The organism is Bradyrhizobium sp. USDA 4461, assembly GCF_054055655.1.
Genome location: NZ_JBSRXM010000001.1, coordinates 5,598,523 through 5,614,571, shown reverse-complemented (window position 1 = coordinate 5,614,571; position 16,049 = coordinate 5,598,523). Strand labels below are relative to the sequence as shown.

Sequence of the window (16,049 nt, the reverse complement as noted above, 5' to 3'; positions counted from 1 at the left end):
GCTAAAAAACTGCGGGCGGCGTGGCCGCGGCATTCGCTGCCGGGTCCGCCGCCTCATCACCTGCATCCGTCGCCGGCGTCAGCCGCGACGGCCGCACCACGGTCACCGTGCACGGCGCTTCGGCGGCGACCTTGGCGGACACGCTGCCGAGCAGCGCGCGCCGCAGCGAATCCTGCCGCGCGCCGATGATGATGTGATCGACCAGGTTGACCGCGGCGAATTCCAGGATGGCGGCCGCGGGATCGATCGCCTCCAGCACATGCACGGTCAACCGGCCCTCCTCGAGCCTGAACGGCCGCGCCCAGTGCTGGAGCGCCACCAGGCGGTCGACATGCTTGTTCTGGCCCTGCTCGTCATGGCTGCGGTCGATCGCCAGCCGATTGAGCTTCAGCACGTTGATGCAGGCGAGCCGCGCCGACGGCGAGGTCGACAGCACCTGCTCGGCGGTGGTGCGGATGGTCTCGTTCAGCGCCTCGGCGTCATCGCCGATATCCAGCGCGACCGCGACGATCGGGCTCGAGGCGAGCTGCACCGCGACGTTGGACTTCGGCTGCGGCGGCGCCGCGCCGAGATTGAAGCGGCGGCGCCAAACGGTCATGAGCGGATCGCGCTTGATCCGCTGCGCCCGCGCCGTCAGCTTGACCTGCTCGGGATGGCCGAGATCGAAGGCGAGCTGCGCCGCGGTCGGATAGCGCGCGGCCGGATCGATTTCGAGACACCGCAGCACGATCTCCTGCAGCCACGGCGGATAGTCCGGCCTGAGCCCGCGCGGCGGAGTGGGATCGCGCCACAGCCGCCGGCGCATGCCGCGCAGGGTCTCGCTCTCGCCGAACGGGCGGACGCCGGTGGTGAAGAAATACAGCAGCACGCCGAGCGAAAACAGATCGCTGCGGGGATCGTCGCGCACGCCGAGCAGACGTTCCGGCGCCATGTAGGGCGCGGTGCCGTAAGGCAGGCGAAACTCCTCCTGCAACAAATCGGGCAGATGCTGGTGGTGCGACAGACCGTAATCGATCAGCACCGCCTCGCCGCGCTCGCGGAACATGACGCTGCTCGGCTTGATGTCGTGATGGATAACGTTCTGCCGGTGCAGGCTGGCGAGCGCGGTCGCCACCTTGCCGCCGATCGCCCTGACCTCCTCATGCGGCAGCGGCAGGTCGTCGAGCCGCTTGTAGAGCGTTTGTCCGCGGATGCGCTCCATCACCACATAGGCCTGGCGCTCGAAGTCGCCGGTGCCGAAACAGGCCGGCACGTGCGGACCCGACAGCCGCGGCAGGATCATCTGCTCCATCTCGAAGCTGACGATGGCGGCCGGGTCCTCGCCCTCCGAGGTCAGCGGCACCTTCATCAAAAGCGGCACATTGATGCCGGGATGTGTGACGGTCCACAAAGTCGCCATGCCGCCGCGGTGCACGCGCTCGCCGATGGTGAAGCCATCGAGCACGGCGCCCGGTTGCATCGTCAGCGCCACCACCGGCGTCACCTGCCGAGCGGCAGGCGGTCGGCCAGCCAGGGCGGCAGGCCGCCGGCCTTGATCCGCGCCGCGGCGGTCGCGACGTCGTAGGGCACCCGATGATAGGTGATCTCGCGGTTCGCGGTGTCGAACATCGCAAACGACGCCGCCGGATCGCCGTCGCGCGGCTGGCCGACCGAGCCGAGCACCGCAAGCCAGCGCCGCCCCGGCAGCAATTGCACCGCTATGCCCGAGGTCGGAACGAAGCTCGTCATCTTCGCGGTCGAGGACATCGAATAGAGGCCGGGGCGATGGATGTGGCCGCAGAAGGTGATCTGCTGCTCGGTCGCCATCATGCTGCGCGCGGCGTCCGCAGTGTCGCGGACATAGCGCCATTTGGTCGGATCGGAGGCCTCCGAATGCACGTAGAGCCGGTTGTCCTCCTGCCGCGATATCGGAAGCTCGGCCAGGAACTGCTTCTGCTCGCCGCTGAGCCGGCCGCGGGTCCAGTCGATGGCGGCCTGGGCATCGGCGTTCATGCCGTCGCTGGGAACGCCGATCGCATTGTCATGATTGCCGCGCACCGCGATCGCGCCGTTGGCGACCAGGTCCATCACGGTTTCGACGGCCCATTCGGGATCGGCGCCGTAGCCGACGATGTCTCCGAGGCAGATCAGCCGCTCGGCGCCGCGCGCCCGCGCAGCGTCGAGGCAGGCCGCAAAGGCCTGCCGGTTGGCATGAATATCGGCGAAGAGTGCAAGCCGCATCGTGGTCCGCGTGACTGATCCCTGCCGATATCAAGCACACGCCGCCCCCGGCTCGCAATCGGGCCGAAGGCATCGGCGAAAAGCCAGTCGGCGCGAGCGCGCGGAATCTTTCCGTCGCGACTCGGGGCTCACCCGTCTCCCCAACCCTCCCTCGCAAGGGGGCCGCAAGGGAGAGGGGTGCCGTTTGCTCTGCTGTGAGAGAATGCTAGTGCTTGCACACCTGCACGCCCCGCAGCAGCAGGGCGATCAAGGCGTCGATCCGCGACGGGCATTCCGGCTTGGCCCATTCCTCGGCATGTGCCGGATGATGATAGCGAACGGTGGCGTCGAACACGGCGCGCGCCGTCGCCTTGACGTTGTCGATCTCGAACACGCCCTGCGCGACGCCGTCGGACAGGATTTTCGCGATCAGATCGACCTGCTTGTCCTTGTAGGCTTCCACCACTTCGCGCGCACCCTGTGCCAGCGCCAGGTAGGTCGCGAACATCTCGGGATCGTCGCAGACCTTCTTCTGCTTGATGGTGAAGGCGGTGCGCAGCCATTGCTCCAGCCGCTCCGGCGCCGGGCCGTCGCCGGCCGCGATCTTGCACAGCGGCTCATTGGCACGGTCGAGCCAGCGTTTGGCGACTGCGTCGCGCAGCGAGGCCTTGCTGGGGAAATGGCGGTAGACGCTGCCGTGGCTGACATCCAGCGCACGGGCCACGTCGACAACGGTGGCCTTGGTCAACCCGTAGCGTCTCAAGACATCCTCAGTTGCCTCGAGGATCCGCTCGGGTGTCAAAACCACCGCCTCGTTCATGCGCTTACCGTCTGGTTATCGCTGTCCTGCCCGCGGGTGAACTTGGCAGCCTGGGCAGCCAAATGGCGGGCGACGCGAAGGTTGAGCCACTGTTGAATCTGGGCGGTCAATTGAAAGATTTCTATCGTCATGGAGGTAGTCCTTCGAGGTAATCAAATTGAAGTCCGGTTGTCCCGGCCAAAACGCCGGAAACAGCCGCTGGGCGCCCTCCTCCCTTTGGGCTGGAGATTATATACACCATCTCGCTGACAGATTTCAATATCTGTCAGACAAACTTTGCGAGATGACAGCTATGCGGCCCGGCCCACCGGGCCCTACGGCCGCCCGGCCTATGGCGCGCTACACCGTTCTCTGAGCAGCCGGGCGATCCGCCGGACCGTGCCTATGTCTCCTTCGGCCACCCGGGAGAGGCGTGCATGGATCGGCCAGAGACCTTCAAGGAAATCGCCAAGATCACCGCCGGCGCGGTGCTGTCGCTGGTCATTGTCGGCTGGCTGATGGTCCTCGCGATCGCCTTCATGACGGTGCTCTGAGGCCGCGTGACGGTCCCGGAACAGGGCCGCCGGAATCGAAAGGGGCCGCCTCACGCAGCGGCCCCTTTGCCGGGAAAAATGGCTTCGGGATAAAATCTAGCCCCGGTTAGCCCCAAGATACACCGTTCAGGCGATTGAGGAATTCCGGGTGACTACTGTCCATCCCGCTGACTGATTATTGGCGATCCCTATTTTTGTGCCATCCTGCCAGCGGTGCGGCTCCTACCGCTGCTCGTCCTTGGGCGGCATCCGGGGCGGCGGCAGCGGCGTGAAGACCGATCCCTGTGCACCGGCCGGCGGGGCGACGAACGTCCCCGTGGTGGAATCGCCGCCGGTGGTCTCCACGATCGTCTTCGGGGTGATGTACTCCCGGACGAAGTCCGTGAGGGTCCCGTCGCCGCCGCCGAAATCCGCCGCCCGCCCGCCCTGCGGATGGCCGGCCTTGATCTCGTTGTCGGCGGTGTGGGTCTGCTCCGCCAGCGCGTCGCTGTAGGGAATGCGGAAGGCGCGCGGGACGGCGCTCGGCCGGTTGTCTTCGTCGAGCTCCTCAACCCAGAGATAGATCGAGCCCGGATCTCCCTCCAGCGTGTGCGGCTCCACGATCCGCGTCGACAGCAGCTTGAAGTTGGCCGGCAGCTTTTCCGCGGAGGCCCAGCCGAGCAGGCCGCGCATCCCGCCGAAGCTGACGAAATAGAACGCGCTGGTCACGACGATCACGACGGCCTTCAGCGACCAGTGCAGCCGCGCATAGACCAGCACGATCAGGAGCAACGCACCGATCACCGCGTAAGCCACCGCGATGGTGAGGATCACTGACTGCAAGCTAATCATTGCGGAGCACCCTGACGCCGGATTTCGGAACGCCGGTGTTCGGATCGAGGTCGGCGCCGTTGCGCCAGCTGCTGCGGAAGGTCTCGAGCAGCGATTTCGGCCTCCGGTCGACGTTGATCACCTTGCCCTCGGCGTCGAGACGAAACCTGACCGCAGTCTTCTCGTCGCCGGTGTGATCGACCGTCAGCTTGTCGTCGAAGATCACCTGCGCGGTCGGATTGAGCTTCTGCACCTTGATGTTGGCCTGCACCGGCTCGCCGGTGGTGGCCTGGAAATGCGAGACGTTGACGGTGTATTCGCCGGCGACGATGCCGCGCAAGGTGACGATCTCCTCGCGGATCGGGGAAGCGATCTTCTTGCCGTTGACCACGATGAAGTCGTTGGCGCCGCCGCGATCGTCGCGGTCGAGCGTCAGAAAGCCGGCTTCGCGATGCCGGTACCAGGCGATGTTGCCGGCCGGATCCTGCACGAACAGGTCGAGATCGTCGGGATGGTTGTCGGGCCAGTCCATCGTGATGATGAACTCCGCCTTGGATTCGATCTTGCCCTCCTTGGAGTCCGGCGACACCGCAAGCAGCGCCAGGAAGAACAGGAAGGCGATCACCTGCAGCGCCTTGAACAGCATGACACCAAGGGGGTCGAAAGATTCCTCACGCGGATAGAGCCCGAACTCGTCCATCATGGCGTGGTACCAAGGCGGCGTTCGAGAGCCGGCGTGACATGCGTCTCGGTCAGCACGACGGCATCGGAAAACACCCGCTGGGTCGCGGAATCCAGCATGTAGTACTGGATCCGGACCAGGATCGATCCGATCAGCCCGGCCAGCGTGGTGTACATCGCGACCGCCATGCCGTCGCTCATCAGGCCCATCGACGATTTCATCGCGACCTTGTCGGCGGCATCGAGCGAAGCGATCGGCGCCAGCATGATGATGAAGCCGATGATGGTGCCGAGCAGGCCGAGCTTCATCAGCGTGTCGGAGACGAAGGCGCCAAAACCGTTGGAGCCGCGCAGGCGGTCGGCCAGCGTGCGCAGCAGCAGGGTCTGGTCGATCCGGCCTTTGGCCTGCGCATCGGCCTTCTGCACCAGGCTCTTGATGTGATCGGTGACGAGCCCGCGCGGCAGGCCGCGCGCATCCGATGCCAACGCCTTGGCGCCGTCAGGCGCAGCGAGGATCGCGCGGCAGGACCGCGCCACCTCACCTTCCCGCGCGATCGCCCGCGTCCGCCAGAAGCAATGGATGCAGGTGACGATGTAGAGCACCGCGATGACGCTGGAAATGTAGGTGCGGTCGGAACTGACCATGAGACGGATCAGCCCGTAGCGCCATAGCAGGAAGGCGGCGAAGATCGAGAGACCGGTGAAGATCATCCAGAGCAGCAGGACGCTGCGCTCCGCCGTATCCGTGCCGGCCGATGCGGCCGCAGCTTCGACCTTGGCGTCCATGCTGCGTGAGCTCCCTGTGCCGACTGTTCCATGAGGCTCCGCGCGGGCCTCATCCGCCGTTAGAGCAGAGCCGGCCGGCGCCGTCCAAAGACATCTGCCCAGATTTGGTCGGGCAAATTTCCCGACCTGCATAGCTTGGCATGCTTGCGATTGGCGGGGAATACCGCTGCTGCTAGCATCTCGCTCTCGTTTGCTGGCCGTGGAGTGATCGCATGCGCCTCGTGCTTGAACTGGTCGCCCGCCTGCTCGTCATCGTCGCACTGTGCCTTGGCGCAGCGACCGTCTGGGCCACGATCGACGCCTATCGCAGCGTCGATCGCGCCACCGAGGCGTCCGCCGAGCGGGTCTCACAATCGCTCGAGGCGCTGTACTGGCGCGAATTGCTGCTGCGCAGCAACCGGATGCGCGAGCAATTGCTGCCGGCGCCGGACTGGCGCACCATCGAAACCATGGGCCTGATCGCGCCCGGGATCTGCGTGCAGTTCGAACCGGCCGGTGCATTCGAGAAGCCGCTGTGCGGCCAGAGCAAGGGGATCGGCAAGGCGCCGCCGCGCTGGTTCGCCGATCTTGTCCAGATGGTGCTCGGCGATCACGCCACCGTCGAGCGACCGATCAGCGCCCGCGCCGCGACCGCAGGAACCGTCCGCGCCATCGCCGATCCGGCCGCTGCGATCGCGCTCGCCTGGCAGCACATCCTGGACAACATCCATGTCGCGCTGCTGATGGCGCTCGCCATCGCGCTGCTCGCCTCGCTGGCGATCGCGCACACGCTGGCGCCTGCCCGCTCGATCGTGTCCGCGCTGCGGCGCATGGCCGACGGCGAGTACCGGACCCCGCTGCCGCGCGTCCGCTCGATGGAGCTCGCGATGATCGGACGCGCCGTCGGCGATCTCGGCGACCGCCTCGCGCAGGCCGAGAAGGAGCGCACGGTGCTGACCCGGCGGTTGCTCGAAATTCGCAGCGACGAACGCCGCACGCTGGCGCGCGAGCTGCACGACGAGTTCGGTCAGAACCTCACTGCGATCCTCGCCTTCGCCAACACGATCGAGGCGAGCTCCGGCGACAAATACGCCGCCGGCACCGAGATTGCGCAGGACGCGCGGATGATCTCGCAGGCAACGCGCCGCATCATGGCCTGCCTGCGCGACACGCTGGACCGCTTGCGTCACCCGCCGGCCGAGGAGCTCGGGCTGGAGGCCAGCCTGGTCGATCTGGTCGACAGCTGGCGGTCGCGCACGGCGCAGCCGATGATCCAGCTCGATCTGCAAGGCGATCTTGCCGACATCAGCGGCACGGTCGCCGCCACAGCCTATCGCGTCGCGCAGGAGTGCCTGACCAACGCGCTGCGCCACAGCTCAGCGCGCGAGATCGTGCTGCGGATCGAGCGGCGGACCGGAACCGAGAATGCACTGCTGGTGCGGGTCGAGGACGACGGCGGCGGCGATGCCGCCAAGGTGGCGCAATCGGCGGGCTTCGGCCTCACCGGCGTCAGCGAGCGCGTCGCCGCGCTCGGCGGCTCATTGTCGATCGCGCGCGCCAGCCGCGGCGTCAGCGTCGCCGCCACGATCCCGCTCGCGGCCTGAGACGACGACCGTGACGGCTCGAAGCATCTCGATCCTGCTGGTGGACGATCATCCCGTCGTCCGCCAGGGCTATCGCCGCGTGCTCGAACATCAGGACGATTTCCGCGTCGTCGCCGAGGCCGACAACGCCGCCAATGCCTATCGCGCCTTCAAATCGCACCAGCCTGACGTGGTCGTGATGGACATCTCGATGCCGGGCGCGAGCGGGCTGGAGGCGATCCGCAACATCCGCGCGCGCGACGCCGATGCCCGCATCCTCGTCTTCAGCATGCACAGCGAGGCGGCCCAGGTGAAGGCGGCGTTCGGCGCCGGAGCCAGCGGCTTCGTCACCAAGGGCAGCGAGCCGGCCGAATTGATCGCAGCGATCCGCTCGGTGGCGCGCGGCGAGCACGCGATGAGCGACGACGTCGCGCGGGTGCTCGCGCTCGAGAGCCTGGTGCCGACCGAATCGGCGCTCGACCAGCTCGGCGAGCGCGAGATCGAGATCCTCCGGCAGTTCGCGGCAGGCCACACCAAGGAGCAGATCGCCGCCAATCTCAACCTCAGCACCAAGACCGTGCAGAACTACCATTATCTGATCAAGGCCAAGACCGGCCTACGGACCGACGCCCAACTGGTCCGCCTCGCGGTCGAATGCGGGCTGGCGAATTTGTAGGCCGGTCCTGTAGCCCGGATGAAGCGCAGTGCAATCCGGGGACCGCGCATGAGGAACGATCCCGGATTGCGCTGCGCTCCATCCGGGCTACGGACCTCCGATAGCGACCCCGCCATTGCCCCGCGACAAGTTCGCGGGTTACGCTACGCTGACCCGCCCTGCGCAATCACAAGAAACGGACGCTCCCCATGCCCATCGTCAATCGCGTTGCCGCTCTCTCGGATGAAATGGCCGCCTGGCGCCATGACTTCCACGAGAATCCCGAACTGCTCTATGAGGTGCACCGCACCGCCGGCATCGTCGCCGACAGGCTGCGCGAGTTCGGCTGCGACGAGGTGGTGACCGGAATTGGGCGCACCGGCGTGGTCGGCGTGATCCGGGGGCGCAAGTCGACGTCAGGCAAGACCATCGGGCTGCGCGCCGACATGGACGCGCTGCCGATCGTGGAAGCCTCGGGTGTCGCCTACGCCTCGAAGGTCCCCGGCAAGATGCACGCCTGCGGCCATGATGGCCACACCGCGATGCTGCTGGGCGCTGCGAAATATCTCACCGAGACGCGCAATTTCGACGGCACCGCGGTCGTGATCTTCCAGCCCGCCGAGGAAGGCGGCGCCGGCGGCAAGGCGATGGTCGACGACGGGCTGATGACGCGCTGGGGCATCCAGGAGGTGTACGGCCTGCACAACATGCCCGGCCTGCCCGAGGGCTATTTCGCGACCACGCCGGGCCCGATGCTGGCCTCATCGGACACGCTGAAGATCACCGTGCACGGCAAGGGCGGCCACGCCGGCGCTGCGCCGCACGAGGCGATCGACAGCGTGCTGATCGGCGCCCAGATCATCAATGCGCTGCAATCGATCGTGTCGCGCAATCTCGATCCGCTGAAATCGGCGGTGATCTCGATCACCATGTTCGAGGCCGGCAGCGCGTTCAACGTGATCCCGGAGACCGTGACGCTGGGCGGCACCGTGCGCACGCTGGATCCCGGTGTGCGCGATATGGTCGAGCGCCGGATCGGCGAGGTCGCCTCCAGCATCGCCAAGGCCTATGGCGGATCGGCCGAGACAGACTACGGGCGGATGTATCCGGTGACGCTGAACCATGCCCGCGAGGCCGGCATCGCAGCCGAGATCGCCCGCGATGTGGTCGGCGCCGACCGCGTCAACGACAATCTGGTGCCTGTCATGGGTGCCGAGGATTTTGCGTTCATGCTGGAGGCGCGCCCCGGCGCGTTCGTGTTCCTCGGCATGGGCGACGGCCCGATGTGCCACCACCCCGCCTACAAGTTCAACGACAACATCCTCGGCCATGGCGCGTCCTACTGGGTGCGGCTGGTCGAGAAGCAGATGCCGGCGGGCTAAGCCGCGCGGTCGGCGGGGTTCGCCCCCACCATCCGCCCCGCGACGCGGTCGCGCCTCACGAAGTGATGGTAGGCGACCGCGGCGAGGTGCAGCACGATCAGCGCCAGCAAGACATAGGCGAAGAAGATGTGACGCCCCTCATAGGCATCCGCCGCCGCCTTGTCGGGCGAGGTGATCTGGGGCACGTGGAACAGGCCGAAGAAGCTCGAATAGTCCTGGGCGCGGGAGCCGGAATGGGCCCAGCCCAGCATCGCTACCAGGATGGTGACGGCATAAAGCGCGCCGTGGCTGACGCGGGCGGCGATCCGCTGCCAGGAGGGCATCTCGGCCGGCAGCGCCGGCGTCGGATTGACGCCGCGCCAGATGAGCCGCAGCACCGTCAGCAGCAGCACCAGATAGCCGATATCGGCGTGGATCGACCGGTAGAAGAACTTGTCCGCCCGCGCCGGGATGTGGTTCATCCACCAGCCATAGCCCAGCATGCCGATGATGGTGATGCCCAGCACCCAGTGGAAGGCGCGGGCGAGCGAGCCCCAACTCGCGGCGGTATTGCGGATCATGGTGGATTTGGCCCTGTTTGGATTTCGCATGTCGCAGCAATAGTTTGCCGTGATACTTGCAGGTATTGGCCAAGGCCATATGAAATTCCCGGCCTCACCGCCTTTTGTCGGCCGCAAAGCCCGGGCAGGCAAAAACAACTGAATGGTAACCCTGCTTCGGATAGACTTTCCGCGTGTCCACTCCCCCGACCATCCTCGTGTTCGATTCCGGCCTCGGCGGCCTCACCGTGCTGCGCGAGGTTGTCCGCGCCCGGCCTGACGCGCATTATGTCTATGTCGCCGACGATGCCTTCTTCCCCTATGGCCACCACGGCGAGGACGAGATCATCGCCCGCGTGGTGCCGCTGGTCGGCGAGCTGATCGCAGCCCACGCGCCCGACCTCGTCGTGATCGCCTGCAACACGGCATCCACCCTGGTGATGTCGCATTTGCGCGACGCTTACCGCCTGCCCTTCGTCGGCACCGTGCCGGCGATCAAGCCGGCCTGCGCCTCCTCGAAGACACGGCGCGTCTCGGTGCTCGGCACCAGGGGCACCGTGAAGCGGGAATATACCCGCAAGCTGATCTCGGATTTCGCTCAGGGCTGCGAGGTGACGCTGGTCGGCTCCGGCGAGCTCGCCTCGCTGGCGGAAGCAGCCCTCAGCGGCACGAGCGTGCGCGACGAGGATATCGCGGCCGAGCTCGCACCCTGCTTCGTCGGCGACGGCCCGAATGATCCCGCGCGCACCGACACCGTCGTGCTGGCCTGCACGCATTATCCGCTGCTGCTGGAACGGCTGTCGCGGCTCGCGCCGTGGCCGGTCGACTGGATCGATCCGGCGCCGGCGATCGCCCGTCGCGTCGCCGATCTGCTCGGGCCGGCCGGCACGGAGAGCGATGAAGCCGGCGCCGAGATGATCTTCACCTCGAAACGTCCGCACGCGCTGACTGCGGCGCTGACGCCGTTCTTCGGGGGCCGCGTCCCAGCCTGATGCTTTTCGCGGTCACAACGCGCTGCTAGCCTCTGCTCTCCTTCGAAGGAGACCGCACGTGACCACAGCCCCGCTGACGCCGCTCAATCGATTGCGAAAACAGTGGCGCGACAAGCGCCCGACCTTCGGCGCGATCGCGACCATTCCGAGCATCCAGACCGTGCAGATCATGGCGCAGTCGCTGGACTGGATTATCGTCGATCTCGAGCACGGCCCGATCGACCTCGGCACCGCGCATGCGATGATCGTCGCCACGTCGGGCACGCCCTGCGTGCCGATGGCGCGGATATCAGCCAATGAGCCGCACCTCGCGAAGGCGCCGATGGATCTCGGCGCGCTCGGCATCAACTTCCCGATGATCCTCGACCGCGGTGATGCCGAGAAGGCCGTGCGCAGCGTGCGCTACCCGCCGAACGGCGACCGGCTCTGGGGCCCGTTTCATGCGCCGTTCCGCTGGGGTGTCTCGATGAACGACTATATGGCGACCGCCGACGACGACATGATCTGCATGATCACGATCGAGCATGTCGATGCCGTGAACCGCATCGACGAGATCATGGCAACGCCCGGCATCGACCTCGCGGTGATCGGTCCCGGCGATCTCGCCACTTCGATCAACAAGCGCGGCCTGCCCGACGATCCCGAGGTGGTCGCCTTGATGCAGCGCGCCGAGCAAGGCATCATGAAGAGCGGCGTGCCGATCGGCGGCGTCGCGCGCACCGCAGACCAGGCCAATGCGATGATCGACCGCGGCTACCTCGCGCTTGCGCTCGGCTTCGACTGGTCGCTGTTCCAGCGCGGCATCACAGCCGCCTTCGCGGGGATCAGGCGGTAGGCGCCGATCGTCGCCGGCGCGCTCCGCCGTTCAATTGCGAACAGGTTCCGGTCAGGTTCGTGAACGTTCGGCATCGCGCCCGCGACAGACCAAACGGCCCGCGCTGCAATTGCCTAAACAGCTTGTAAGCTCCGTGTAAGCGCTGCCGCGCATAATTCCACAATGCCTGCGCGATTTGATGAACGGACTAATCCCAATGTCGGAAGCCCACATCACACATCATGTGCTTTTCGCCGCGATTCCGCGCTGCTAGACTTCCGCCGGTTGGGGAGGAAATGCATGTTCAGGAAATTGCTGCTTGGTCTCACCGTGATTGCCTTTGCCGGTGCCGGCGCTGCTGTGGCGCAACAAAGCGGCATCAAGCGAACCCCGCTGCAGAAGGTCGATTTTCCGGCGGGCTACAACACGGTCACGGCGATTGCCGAGGTTCCGACCGGGGGTGCGTCGGGGCGCCACAGCCATCCCGGCGTCGAAACCGGCTATGTGCTCGAAGGCGAGCTCGAGCTTCTGATCGACGGCAAGCCGCCTTTGAAGCTAAAGGCTGGCGATTCCTACCAAATCCCGGAAGGTGCGGTGCACGACGCCAAGACGTCCGGCGACAAGTCGCTCAAGGTGCTTGGGGTCTACGTGGTCAAGGCCGGAGAGCCCCTGGCAAAACCAGCGCCTTGAGCCGAACCAAATGGACCTCCGATCAGTTTGGTTCATGTTAGTTTCAGGTGCGGCGAGCAACAATTTCAGTTCGCCGGGCCTTTGATTTTCTGCCTGTTTGCAGGGATATGAACCGAACGGATGCGCGGTAAATTTCGTCAGATCTCATTGCCGCGCCGCCTCGTCGCCGACCTCATGCACGCGTCGGCCGGCGTGCCGTTCGTCTCCCTCACCCGCACACTGAACGTCCGTGCCGTCGTCGAGGCGCGCGCACGCATGGCGCAGGCACCCGGCTGGGCCGCCATCTTCGTCAAGGCCTTCGCGCTGGTTGCCAAGACCGAGCCGATGCTCCGCACGCTGCATGTCAAATGGCCGTGGCCTTGCCTGTACGAGCTGCCGTGCAGCGTCGGCATGGTGGCGATTGCGCGGGTTGAGAAGGGTGAGGAATGCGTGCTGTTCGAGCGCGTGCGCGGCGCCGACGCGATGGCGCTCACCGATGTCGACGCGCTGATCCGGCGCGCCAAGACCGCACCGCTGCACGAAATCCCCTCGTTCCGCAAGACGCTCTGTGTGACGCGCCTGCCGCTTCCGCTGCGCCGCCTGGCCTGGGCGATCGGAATGAATTTCGGCCGGCAGCGCGCCAATTTCTGCGGCAGCTTTGGCGTGACCTCGGTCGCAGCCTATGGTCCCGGCGAACTGCACGCGCTGAGCCCGGGCCCCTTCCTGCTGAGCTATGGCGTGATCAAGCCGGATCACACGGTCGACGTGGTGCTGCGCTGGGACCATCTGGTCTGTGATGCCGCCCTGATCGCCCAGACCATGACCCGGCTCGAGCAGGTGCTGGGCGGCGAAATCGCCGCGGAATTGGCCGCGATCGGGCCGCAGGCCGATGCCAGGCCGGTCCGGACGGCCGGAAACCGCCTGTAAGGCGGCAAAACAGGCCGATTTTGGCGCCGATTCGACCCGAAATGCCCCGCGTTTTGTTTGACAGGACCGGACTTTCTCCTTAAGACCACCCTTGCTCGCGGGCCGGTTTCGGCCCGCGAAGCGTTTCGCGACCCGTGGTTCTCCCCGAGCTTTCGAGGCGGACCTGTCGGTACGGGCCTTTGGGCCGGTACACAGGAGGGCGCGTCTCCTCAAACCCTGGACTGACAAAACGCCGGGCGCTGGATGGCGACGGCTATACCAAGAGGACGCGATGACAAAGCGCAGTGAGGCGAAGTACAAGATCGATCGCCGCATGGGCCAGAATATCTGGGGCCGCCCGAAGAGCCCCGTGAACCGCCGCGAATACGGCCCCGGCCAGCACGGCCAGCGCCGCAAGGGCAAGCTCTCCGACTTCGGCGTGCAGCTCCGCGCCAAGCAGAAGCTCAAGGGCTACTACGCCAACATTTCCGAGCGCCAGTTCCACGGCATCTATGTCGAGGCGAGCCGCCTGAAGGGCGACACCGGCGAAAATCTGATCGGCCTGTTGGAGCGTCGTCTCGACACCGTGGTCTATCGCGCCAAGTTCGTCTCCACGATGTTCGCCGCGCGCCAGTTCATCAACCACGGCCACATCAAGGTGAACGGCCGCAAGGTCAACATCGGCAGCTACAAGCTGAAGATCGGCGACACCATCGAGGTCAAGGAATCCTCCAAGCAGCTCACCCCGGTGCTGGAAGCCAGCCAGCTGCCCGAGCGTGACGTGCCCGACTTCATCGAGGTCGATCACTCCAAGATGACCGCGAAGTTCACGCGCACCCCCGGCCTCTCGGACGTGCCGTTCCCGGTGCAGATGGAGCCGCATCTGATCGTCGAATTCTATTCGCGCTGATCACATCACGCATGCGAGTTCAGAAAGGCCCCGGTTTTGCCGGGGCCTTTTTGTTTGGCTAAGGGATGATGATATACTCGGTGGGCGGCGCAGTGCCCGCCACGAGGGAATCCTGTCGATGACCCGGTTGCTCGAACAAGCCTTTGATACCGTTTCAAGCCTGCCGGATACGGAGCAGGACGACCTTGCGCAAATCATGCTGCAACTCGCCGGCGTCGACCAGCCGCCGCTCCAGCTGACGGCTGAAGAAGAGACCGATCTGGCCGAGGCCGATGCCGAAATTGCCCGGGGCGAACTGGCGACGGCCGAGGAAGTCCGTGCCATGTGGACCAAGCACGGGCTGTGAACGTTCGCTATACGAGACGCGCGCTGGCGCAGATCGACCGCGCTCTTTCATACGTTGGGGAACAATCGCCTCAGGGCGAAGTGAACGTCCGCGATCGCGTCCTCGCTCTCGTCGGCCTGCTGCAGGAGCGGCCTTATGCGGGACGCGCGACAAGTCGCTCCGGCGTCCGTCGACTTGCAGCGACACCGTACCCTTACCTATCGATTACCGCGTGACGCCAAACGAAATTATCATTTTGCGGTTTCGCCACGCCGCCCGAAAACCTATAGCCTAGCGTGAACCGCGCCGCACCCGCAGCGGCGGCGTCGCGGTGCGATGAGGTAAGCCATGCACTACACCCCCGCCCGGCCCGATCCGAAAGCGGCCACCGTCCGCATCAACCTGCTGTCGGACACCCAGACCAAACCGACGCCGGCAATGCGCGAGGCGATGGCCAAAGCGGAGGTCGGCGACGAGCAGGTCGGCGACGATCCGACCACCAACGAGCTCTGCGCCCGCGTCGCCGATCTGCTCGGCAAGGAAGCCGCCGTCTTCATGCCGTCGGGCACGATGTGCAACGTCGCCGCGACGCTGGCCACTTGCCGCCCCGGCGACGAGATCCTGGCGCACGCGACTGCGCATATCATCGCGCGCGAGGGCGGCGCGCATGCCGCGCTCGGCGGCTTCCAGATCACGCAGCTACACGGCGATGACGGCCAGTTCACGCCGGAGACGTTCCGCGCCGCGCTGCATCCGCGCACCCGCTATCAGCCGCCGCAGGTGCTCGTCAGCGTCGAGCAGACCGCCAATATCGGCGGCGGCACGATCTGGAAGAAGGCTGCGCTCGACGAGATCGCGGGCATCGCCAAGGCCCATGGGCTGGTGACCCACATGGACGGCGCGCGGCTGCTCAACGCCACGGTTGCCTCCGGCATCTCGCCGCGCGACATGACGGCGGGCTGGGATTCGGCCTGGATCGATTTCTCCAAGGGCCTCGGCGCGCCGATCGGCGGCGTCATCGCCGGCACCAAAGCGTTCATCGACGACGTCTGGCGCTGGAAACAGCGGCTCGGCGGCTCGATGCGGCAGTCCGGCGTCTGCGCCGCTGCCTGCATCTACGCGCTCGATCATCATGTCGAGCGCCTCGCCGACGATCACGCCAATGCCCGGGCGCTGGCCCGCGGACTGTCGCAGATCAACGGCATCGCGGTGCAGGCACCGGAGACCAACCTCGTGTTCTTCAAGCCGGACGGCGCCGGCGTGTCGGGCGACAAGATGGTCGCCGAGCTGCGCAAGCGCGGCGTGACGCTGGCGATGATGGACGGCCGGATCAGGGCCTGCACGCATCTCGACGTCACCGCGGCGATGATCGAGGAAGCGATCGGTCACGTCAGGGATATCGTGCGCGCGGCGTAGTATCAGCTCGTCATTGCGAGCGAAGCGAAGCAATCCACCTGTCCGTGCAC

Annotated in this window: 18 protein-coding genes; 10 read left to right on the top strand and 8 right to left on the bottom strand. The window is 66.1% G+C overall.

Going from position 1 to position 16,049, the window contains the following annotated elements:
* Window position 1: 1 nt before the first annotated feature.
* From ACVINW_RS26070 to ACVINW_RS26040, 7 genes are all read right to left on the bottom strand, one after another.
* Window positions 2–1,459, bottom strand: a complete 1,458-nt coding sequence (locus tag ACVINW_RS26070; protein WP_456756502.1) for a serine/threonine protein kinase — start codon at window positions 1,457–1,459, stop codon at window positions 2–4.
* Window positions 1,460–1,479: 20 nt separating this feature from the next.
* A complete protein-coding gene (locus ACVINW_RS26065) occupies window positions 1,480–2,220 on the bottom strand; it encodes a metallophosphoesterase family protein (protein WP_456753952.1) in 741 nt (246 codons plus the stop codon).
* Window positions 2,221–2,425: 205 nt separating this feature from the next.
* Window positions 2,426–3,019: a TetR family transcriptional regulator gene (locus ACVINW_RS26060; protein ID WP_456753951.1), complete on the bottom strand. Its 594-nt coding sequence runs from the start codon at window positions 3,017–3,019 to the stop codon at window positions 2,426–2,428.
* Window positions 3,016–3,150: a hypothetical protein gene (locus ACVINW_RS26055; protein ID WP_456753950.1), complete on the bottom strand. Its 135-nt coding sequence runs from the start codon at window positions 3,148–3,150 to the stop codon at window positions 3,016–3,018. The genes ACVINW_RS26060 and ACVINW_RS26055 overlap by 4 nt, the downstream gene beginning before the upstream one ends.
* Window positions 3,151–3,774: 624 nt before the next feature.
* Window positions 3,775–4,383: a hypothetical protein gene (locus ACVINW_RS26050; protein ID WP_456753949.1), complete on the bottom strand. Its 609-nt coding sequence runs from the start codon at window positions 4,381–4,383 to the stop codon at window positions 3,775–3,777.
* Window positions 4,376–5,065: a hypothetical protein gene (locus tag ACVINW_RS26045; RefSeq protein ID WP_456753948.1), complete on the bottom strand. Its 690-nt coding sequence runs from the start codon at window positions 5,063–5,065 to the stop codon at window positions 4,376–4,378. The genes ACVINW_RS26050 and ACVINW_RS26045 overlap by 8 nt, the downstream gene beginning before the upstream one ends.
* A complete protein-coding gene (locus tag ACVINW_RS26040) occupies window positions 5,062–5,829 on the bottom strand; it encodes a MotA/TolQ/ExbB proton channel family protein (RefSeq protein ID WP_456753947.1) in 768 nt (255 codons plus the stop codon). The genes ACVINW_RS26045 and ACVINW_RS26040 overlap by 4 nt, the downstream gene beginning before the upstream one ends.
* A 212-nt stretch (window positions 5,830–6,041) precedes the next feature.
* On the opposite strand from ACVINW_RS26040, the gene ACVINW_RS26035 reads away from it, so the two are divergent.
* The 3 genes from ACVINW_RS26035 to ACVINW_RS26025 all read left to right on the top strand — a co-directional run bounded on the left by ACVINW_RS26035 (window position 6,042) and on the right by ACVINW_RS26025 (window position 9,428).
* Complete coding sequence (locus tag ACVINW_RS26035) at window positions 6,042–7,412, top strand: histidine kinase (protein ID WP_456753946.1); 1,371 nt, start codon at window positions 6,042–6,044, stop codon at window positions 7,410–7,412.
* Window positions 7,413–7,422: 10 nt separating this feature from the next.
* Window positions 7,423–8,067, top strand: a complete 645-nt coding sequence (locus ACVINW_RS26030) for a response regulator (protein WP_456753945.1) — start codon at window positions 7,423–7,425, stop codon at window positions 8,065–8,067.
* A gap of 188 nt (window positions 8,068–8,255) precedes the next feature.
* Window positions 8,256–9,428 (top strand): M20 aminoacylase family protein, encoded by a 1,173-nt coding sequence (locus ACVINW_RS26025; protein WP_456753944.1) that lies wholly within the window; start codon window positions 8,256–8,258, stop codon window positions 9,426–9,428.
* Here ACVINW_RS26025 and ACVINW_RS26020 read toward each other — a convergent pair.
* Complete coding sequence (locus ACVINW_RS26020) at window positions 9,425–9,988, bottom strand: cytochrome b (RefSeq protein WP_456753943.1); 564 nt, start codon at window positions 9,986–9,988, stop codon at window positions 9,425–9,427. The two genes, ACVINW_RS26025 and ACVINW_RS26020, sit on opposite strands and share 4 nt — an antisense overlap.
* A 173-nt stretch (window positions 9,989–10,161) precedes the next feature.
* Between ACVINW_RS26020 and murI the strand changes: the two genes are divergently transcribed.
* From murI to ACVINW_RS25985, 7 genes are all read left to right on the top strand, one after another.
* Window positions 10,162–10,959, top strand: a complete 798-nt coding sequence (gene murI, locus ACVINW_RS26015) for a glutamate racemase (protein ID WP_456753942.1) — start codon at window positions 10,162–10,164, stop codon at window positions 10,957–10,959.
* Window positions 10,960–11,017: 58 nt separating this feature from the next.
* Entirely contained in the window at window positions 11,018–11,794 is a 777-nt protein-coding gene (locus ACVINW_RS26010) for an HpcH/HpaI aldolase family protein (protein WP_456753941.1), read from the top strand.
* Between the two features lie 279 nt (window positions 11,795–12,073).
* Entirely contained in the window at window positions 12,074–12,463 is a 390-nt protein-coding gene (locus ACVINW_RS26005; protein WP_456753940.1) for a cupin domain-containing protein, read from the top strand.
* A 120-nt stretch (window positions 12,464–12,583) separates the two neighbouring features.
* Window positions 12,584–13,369: an acyltransferase gene (locus ACVINW_RS26000; RefSeq protein WP_456753939.1), complete on the top strand. Its 786-nt coding sequence runs from the start codon at window positions 12,584–12,586 to the stop codon at window positions 13,367–13,369.
* 271 nt (window positions 13,370–13,640) lie between these two features.
* Entirely contained in the window at window positions 13,641–14,258 is a 618-nt protein-coding gene (rpsD, locus tag ACVINW_RS25995; RefSeq protein ID WP_456753938.1) for a 30S ribosomal protein S4, read from the top strand.
* 118 nt (window positions 14,259–14,376) lie between these two features.
* A complete protein-coding gene (locus ACVINW_RS25990; protein ID WP_456753937.1) occupies window positions 14,377–14,604 on the top strand; it encodes a hypothetical protein in 228 nt (75 codons plus the stop codon).
* A gap of 327 nt (window positions 14,605–14,931) precedes the next feature.
* Entirely contained in the window at window positions 14,932–15,999 is a 1,068-nt protein-coding gene (locus ACVINW_RS25985; RefSeq protein WP_456753936.1) for a threonine aldolase family protein, read from the top strand.
* The last annotated feature ends 50 nt before the right edge of the window (window positions 16,000–16,049 follow it).

Bases quoted from the DNA above. Each gene is read 5' to 3' on its own strand.
- ACVINW_RS26070 (WP_456756502.1), bottom strand. From the start codon at position 1,459: ATGCAACCGGGCGCCGTGCTCGATGGCTTCACCATCGGCGAGCGCGTG.
- ACVINW_RS26065 (WP_456753952.1), bottom strand. From the start codon at position 2,220: ATGCGGCTTGCACTCTTCGCCGATATTCATGCCAACCGGCAGGCCTTT.
- ACVINW_RS26060 (WP_456753951.1), bottom strand. From the start codon at position 3,019: ATGAACGAGGCGGTGGTTTTGACACCCGAGCGGATCCTCGAGGCAACT.
- ACVINW_RS26055 (WP_456753950.1), bottom strand. From the start codon at position 3,150: ATGACGATAGAAATCTTTCAATTGACCGCCCAGATTCAACAGTGGCTC.
- ACVINW_RS26050 (WP_456753949.1), bottom strand. From the start codon at position 4,383: ATGATTAGCTTGCAGTCAGTGATCCTCACCATCGCGGTGGCTTACGCG.
- ACVINW_RS26045 (WP_456753948.1), bottom strand. From the start codon at position 5,065: ATGATGGACGAGTTCGGGCTCTATCCGCGTGAGGAATCTTTCGACCCC.
- ACVINW_RS26040 (WP_456753947.1), bottom strand. From the start codon at position 5,829: ATGGACGCCAAGGTCGAAGCTGCGGCCGCATCGGCCGGCACGGATACG.
- ACVINW_RS26035 (WP_456753946.1), top strand. From the start codon at position 6,042: ATGCGCCTCGTGCTTGAACTGGTCGCCCGCCTGCTCGTCATCGTCGCA.
- ACVINW_RS26025 (WP_456753944.1), top strand. From the start codon at position 8,256: ATGCCCATCGTCAATCGCGTTGCCGCTCTCTCGGATGAAATGGCCGCC.
- ACVINW_RS26020 (WP_456753943.1), bottom strand. From the start codon at position 9,988: ATGATCCGCAATACCGCCGCGAGTTGGGGCTCGCTCGCCCGCGCCTTC.
- ACVINW_RS26005 (WP_456753940.1), top strand. From the start codon at position 12,074: ATGTTCAGGAAATTGCTGCTTGGTCTCACCGTGATTGCCTTTGCCGGT.
- ACVINW_RS26000 (WP_456753939.1), top strand. From the start codon at position 12,584: ATGCGCGGTAAATTTCGTCAGATCTCATTGCCGCGCCGCCTCGTCGCC.
- rpsD (WP_456753938.1), top strand. From the start codon at position 13,641: ATGACAAAGCGCAGTGAGGCGAAGTACAAGATCGATCGCCGCATGGGC.
- ACVINW_RS25990 (WP_456753937.1), top strand. From the start codon at position 14,377: ATGACCCGGTTGCTCGAACAAGCCTTTGATACCGTTTCAAGCCTGCCG.
- ACVINW_RS25985 (WP_456753936.1), top strand. From the start codon at position 14,932: ATGCACTACACCCCCGCCCGGCCCGATCCGAAAGCGGCCACCGTCCGC.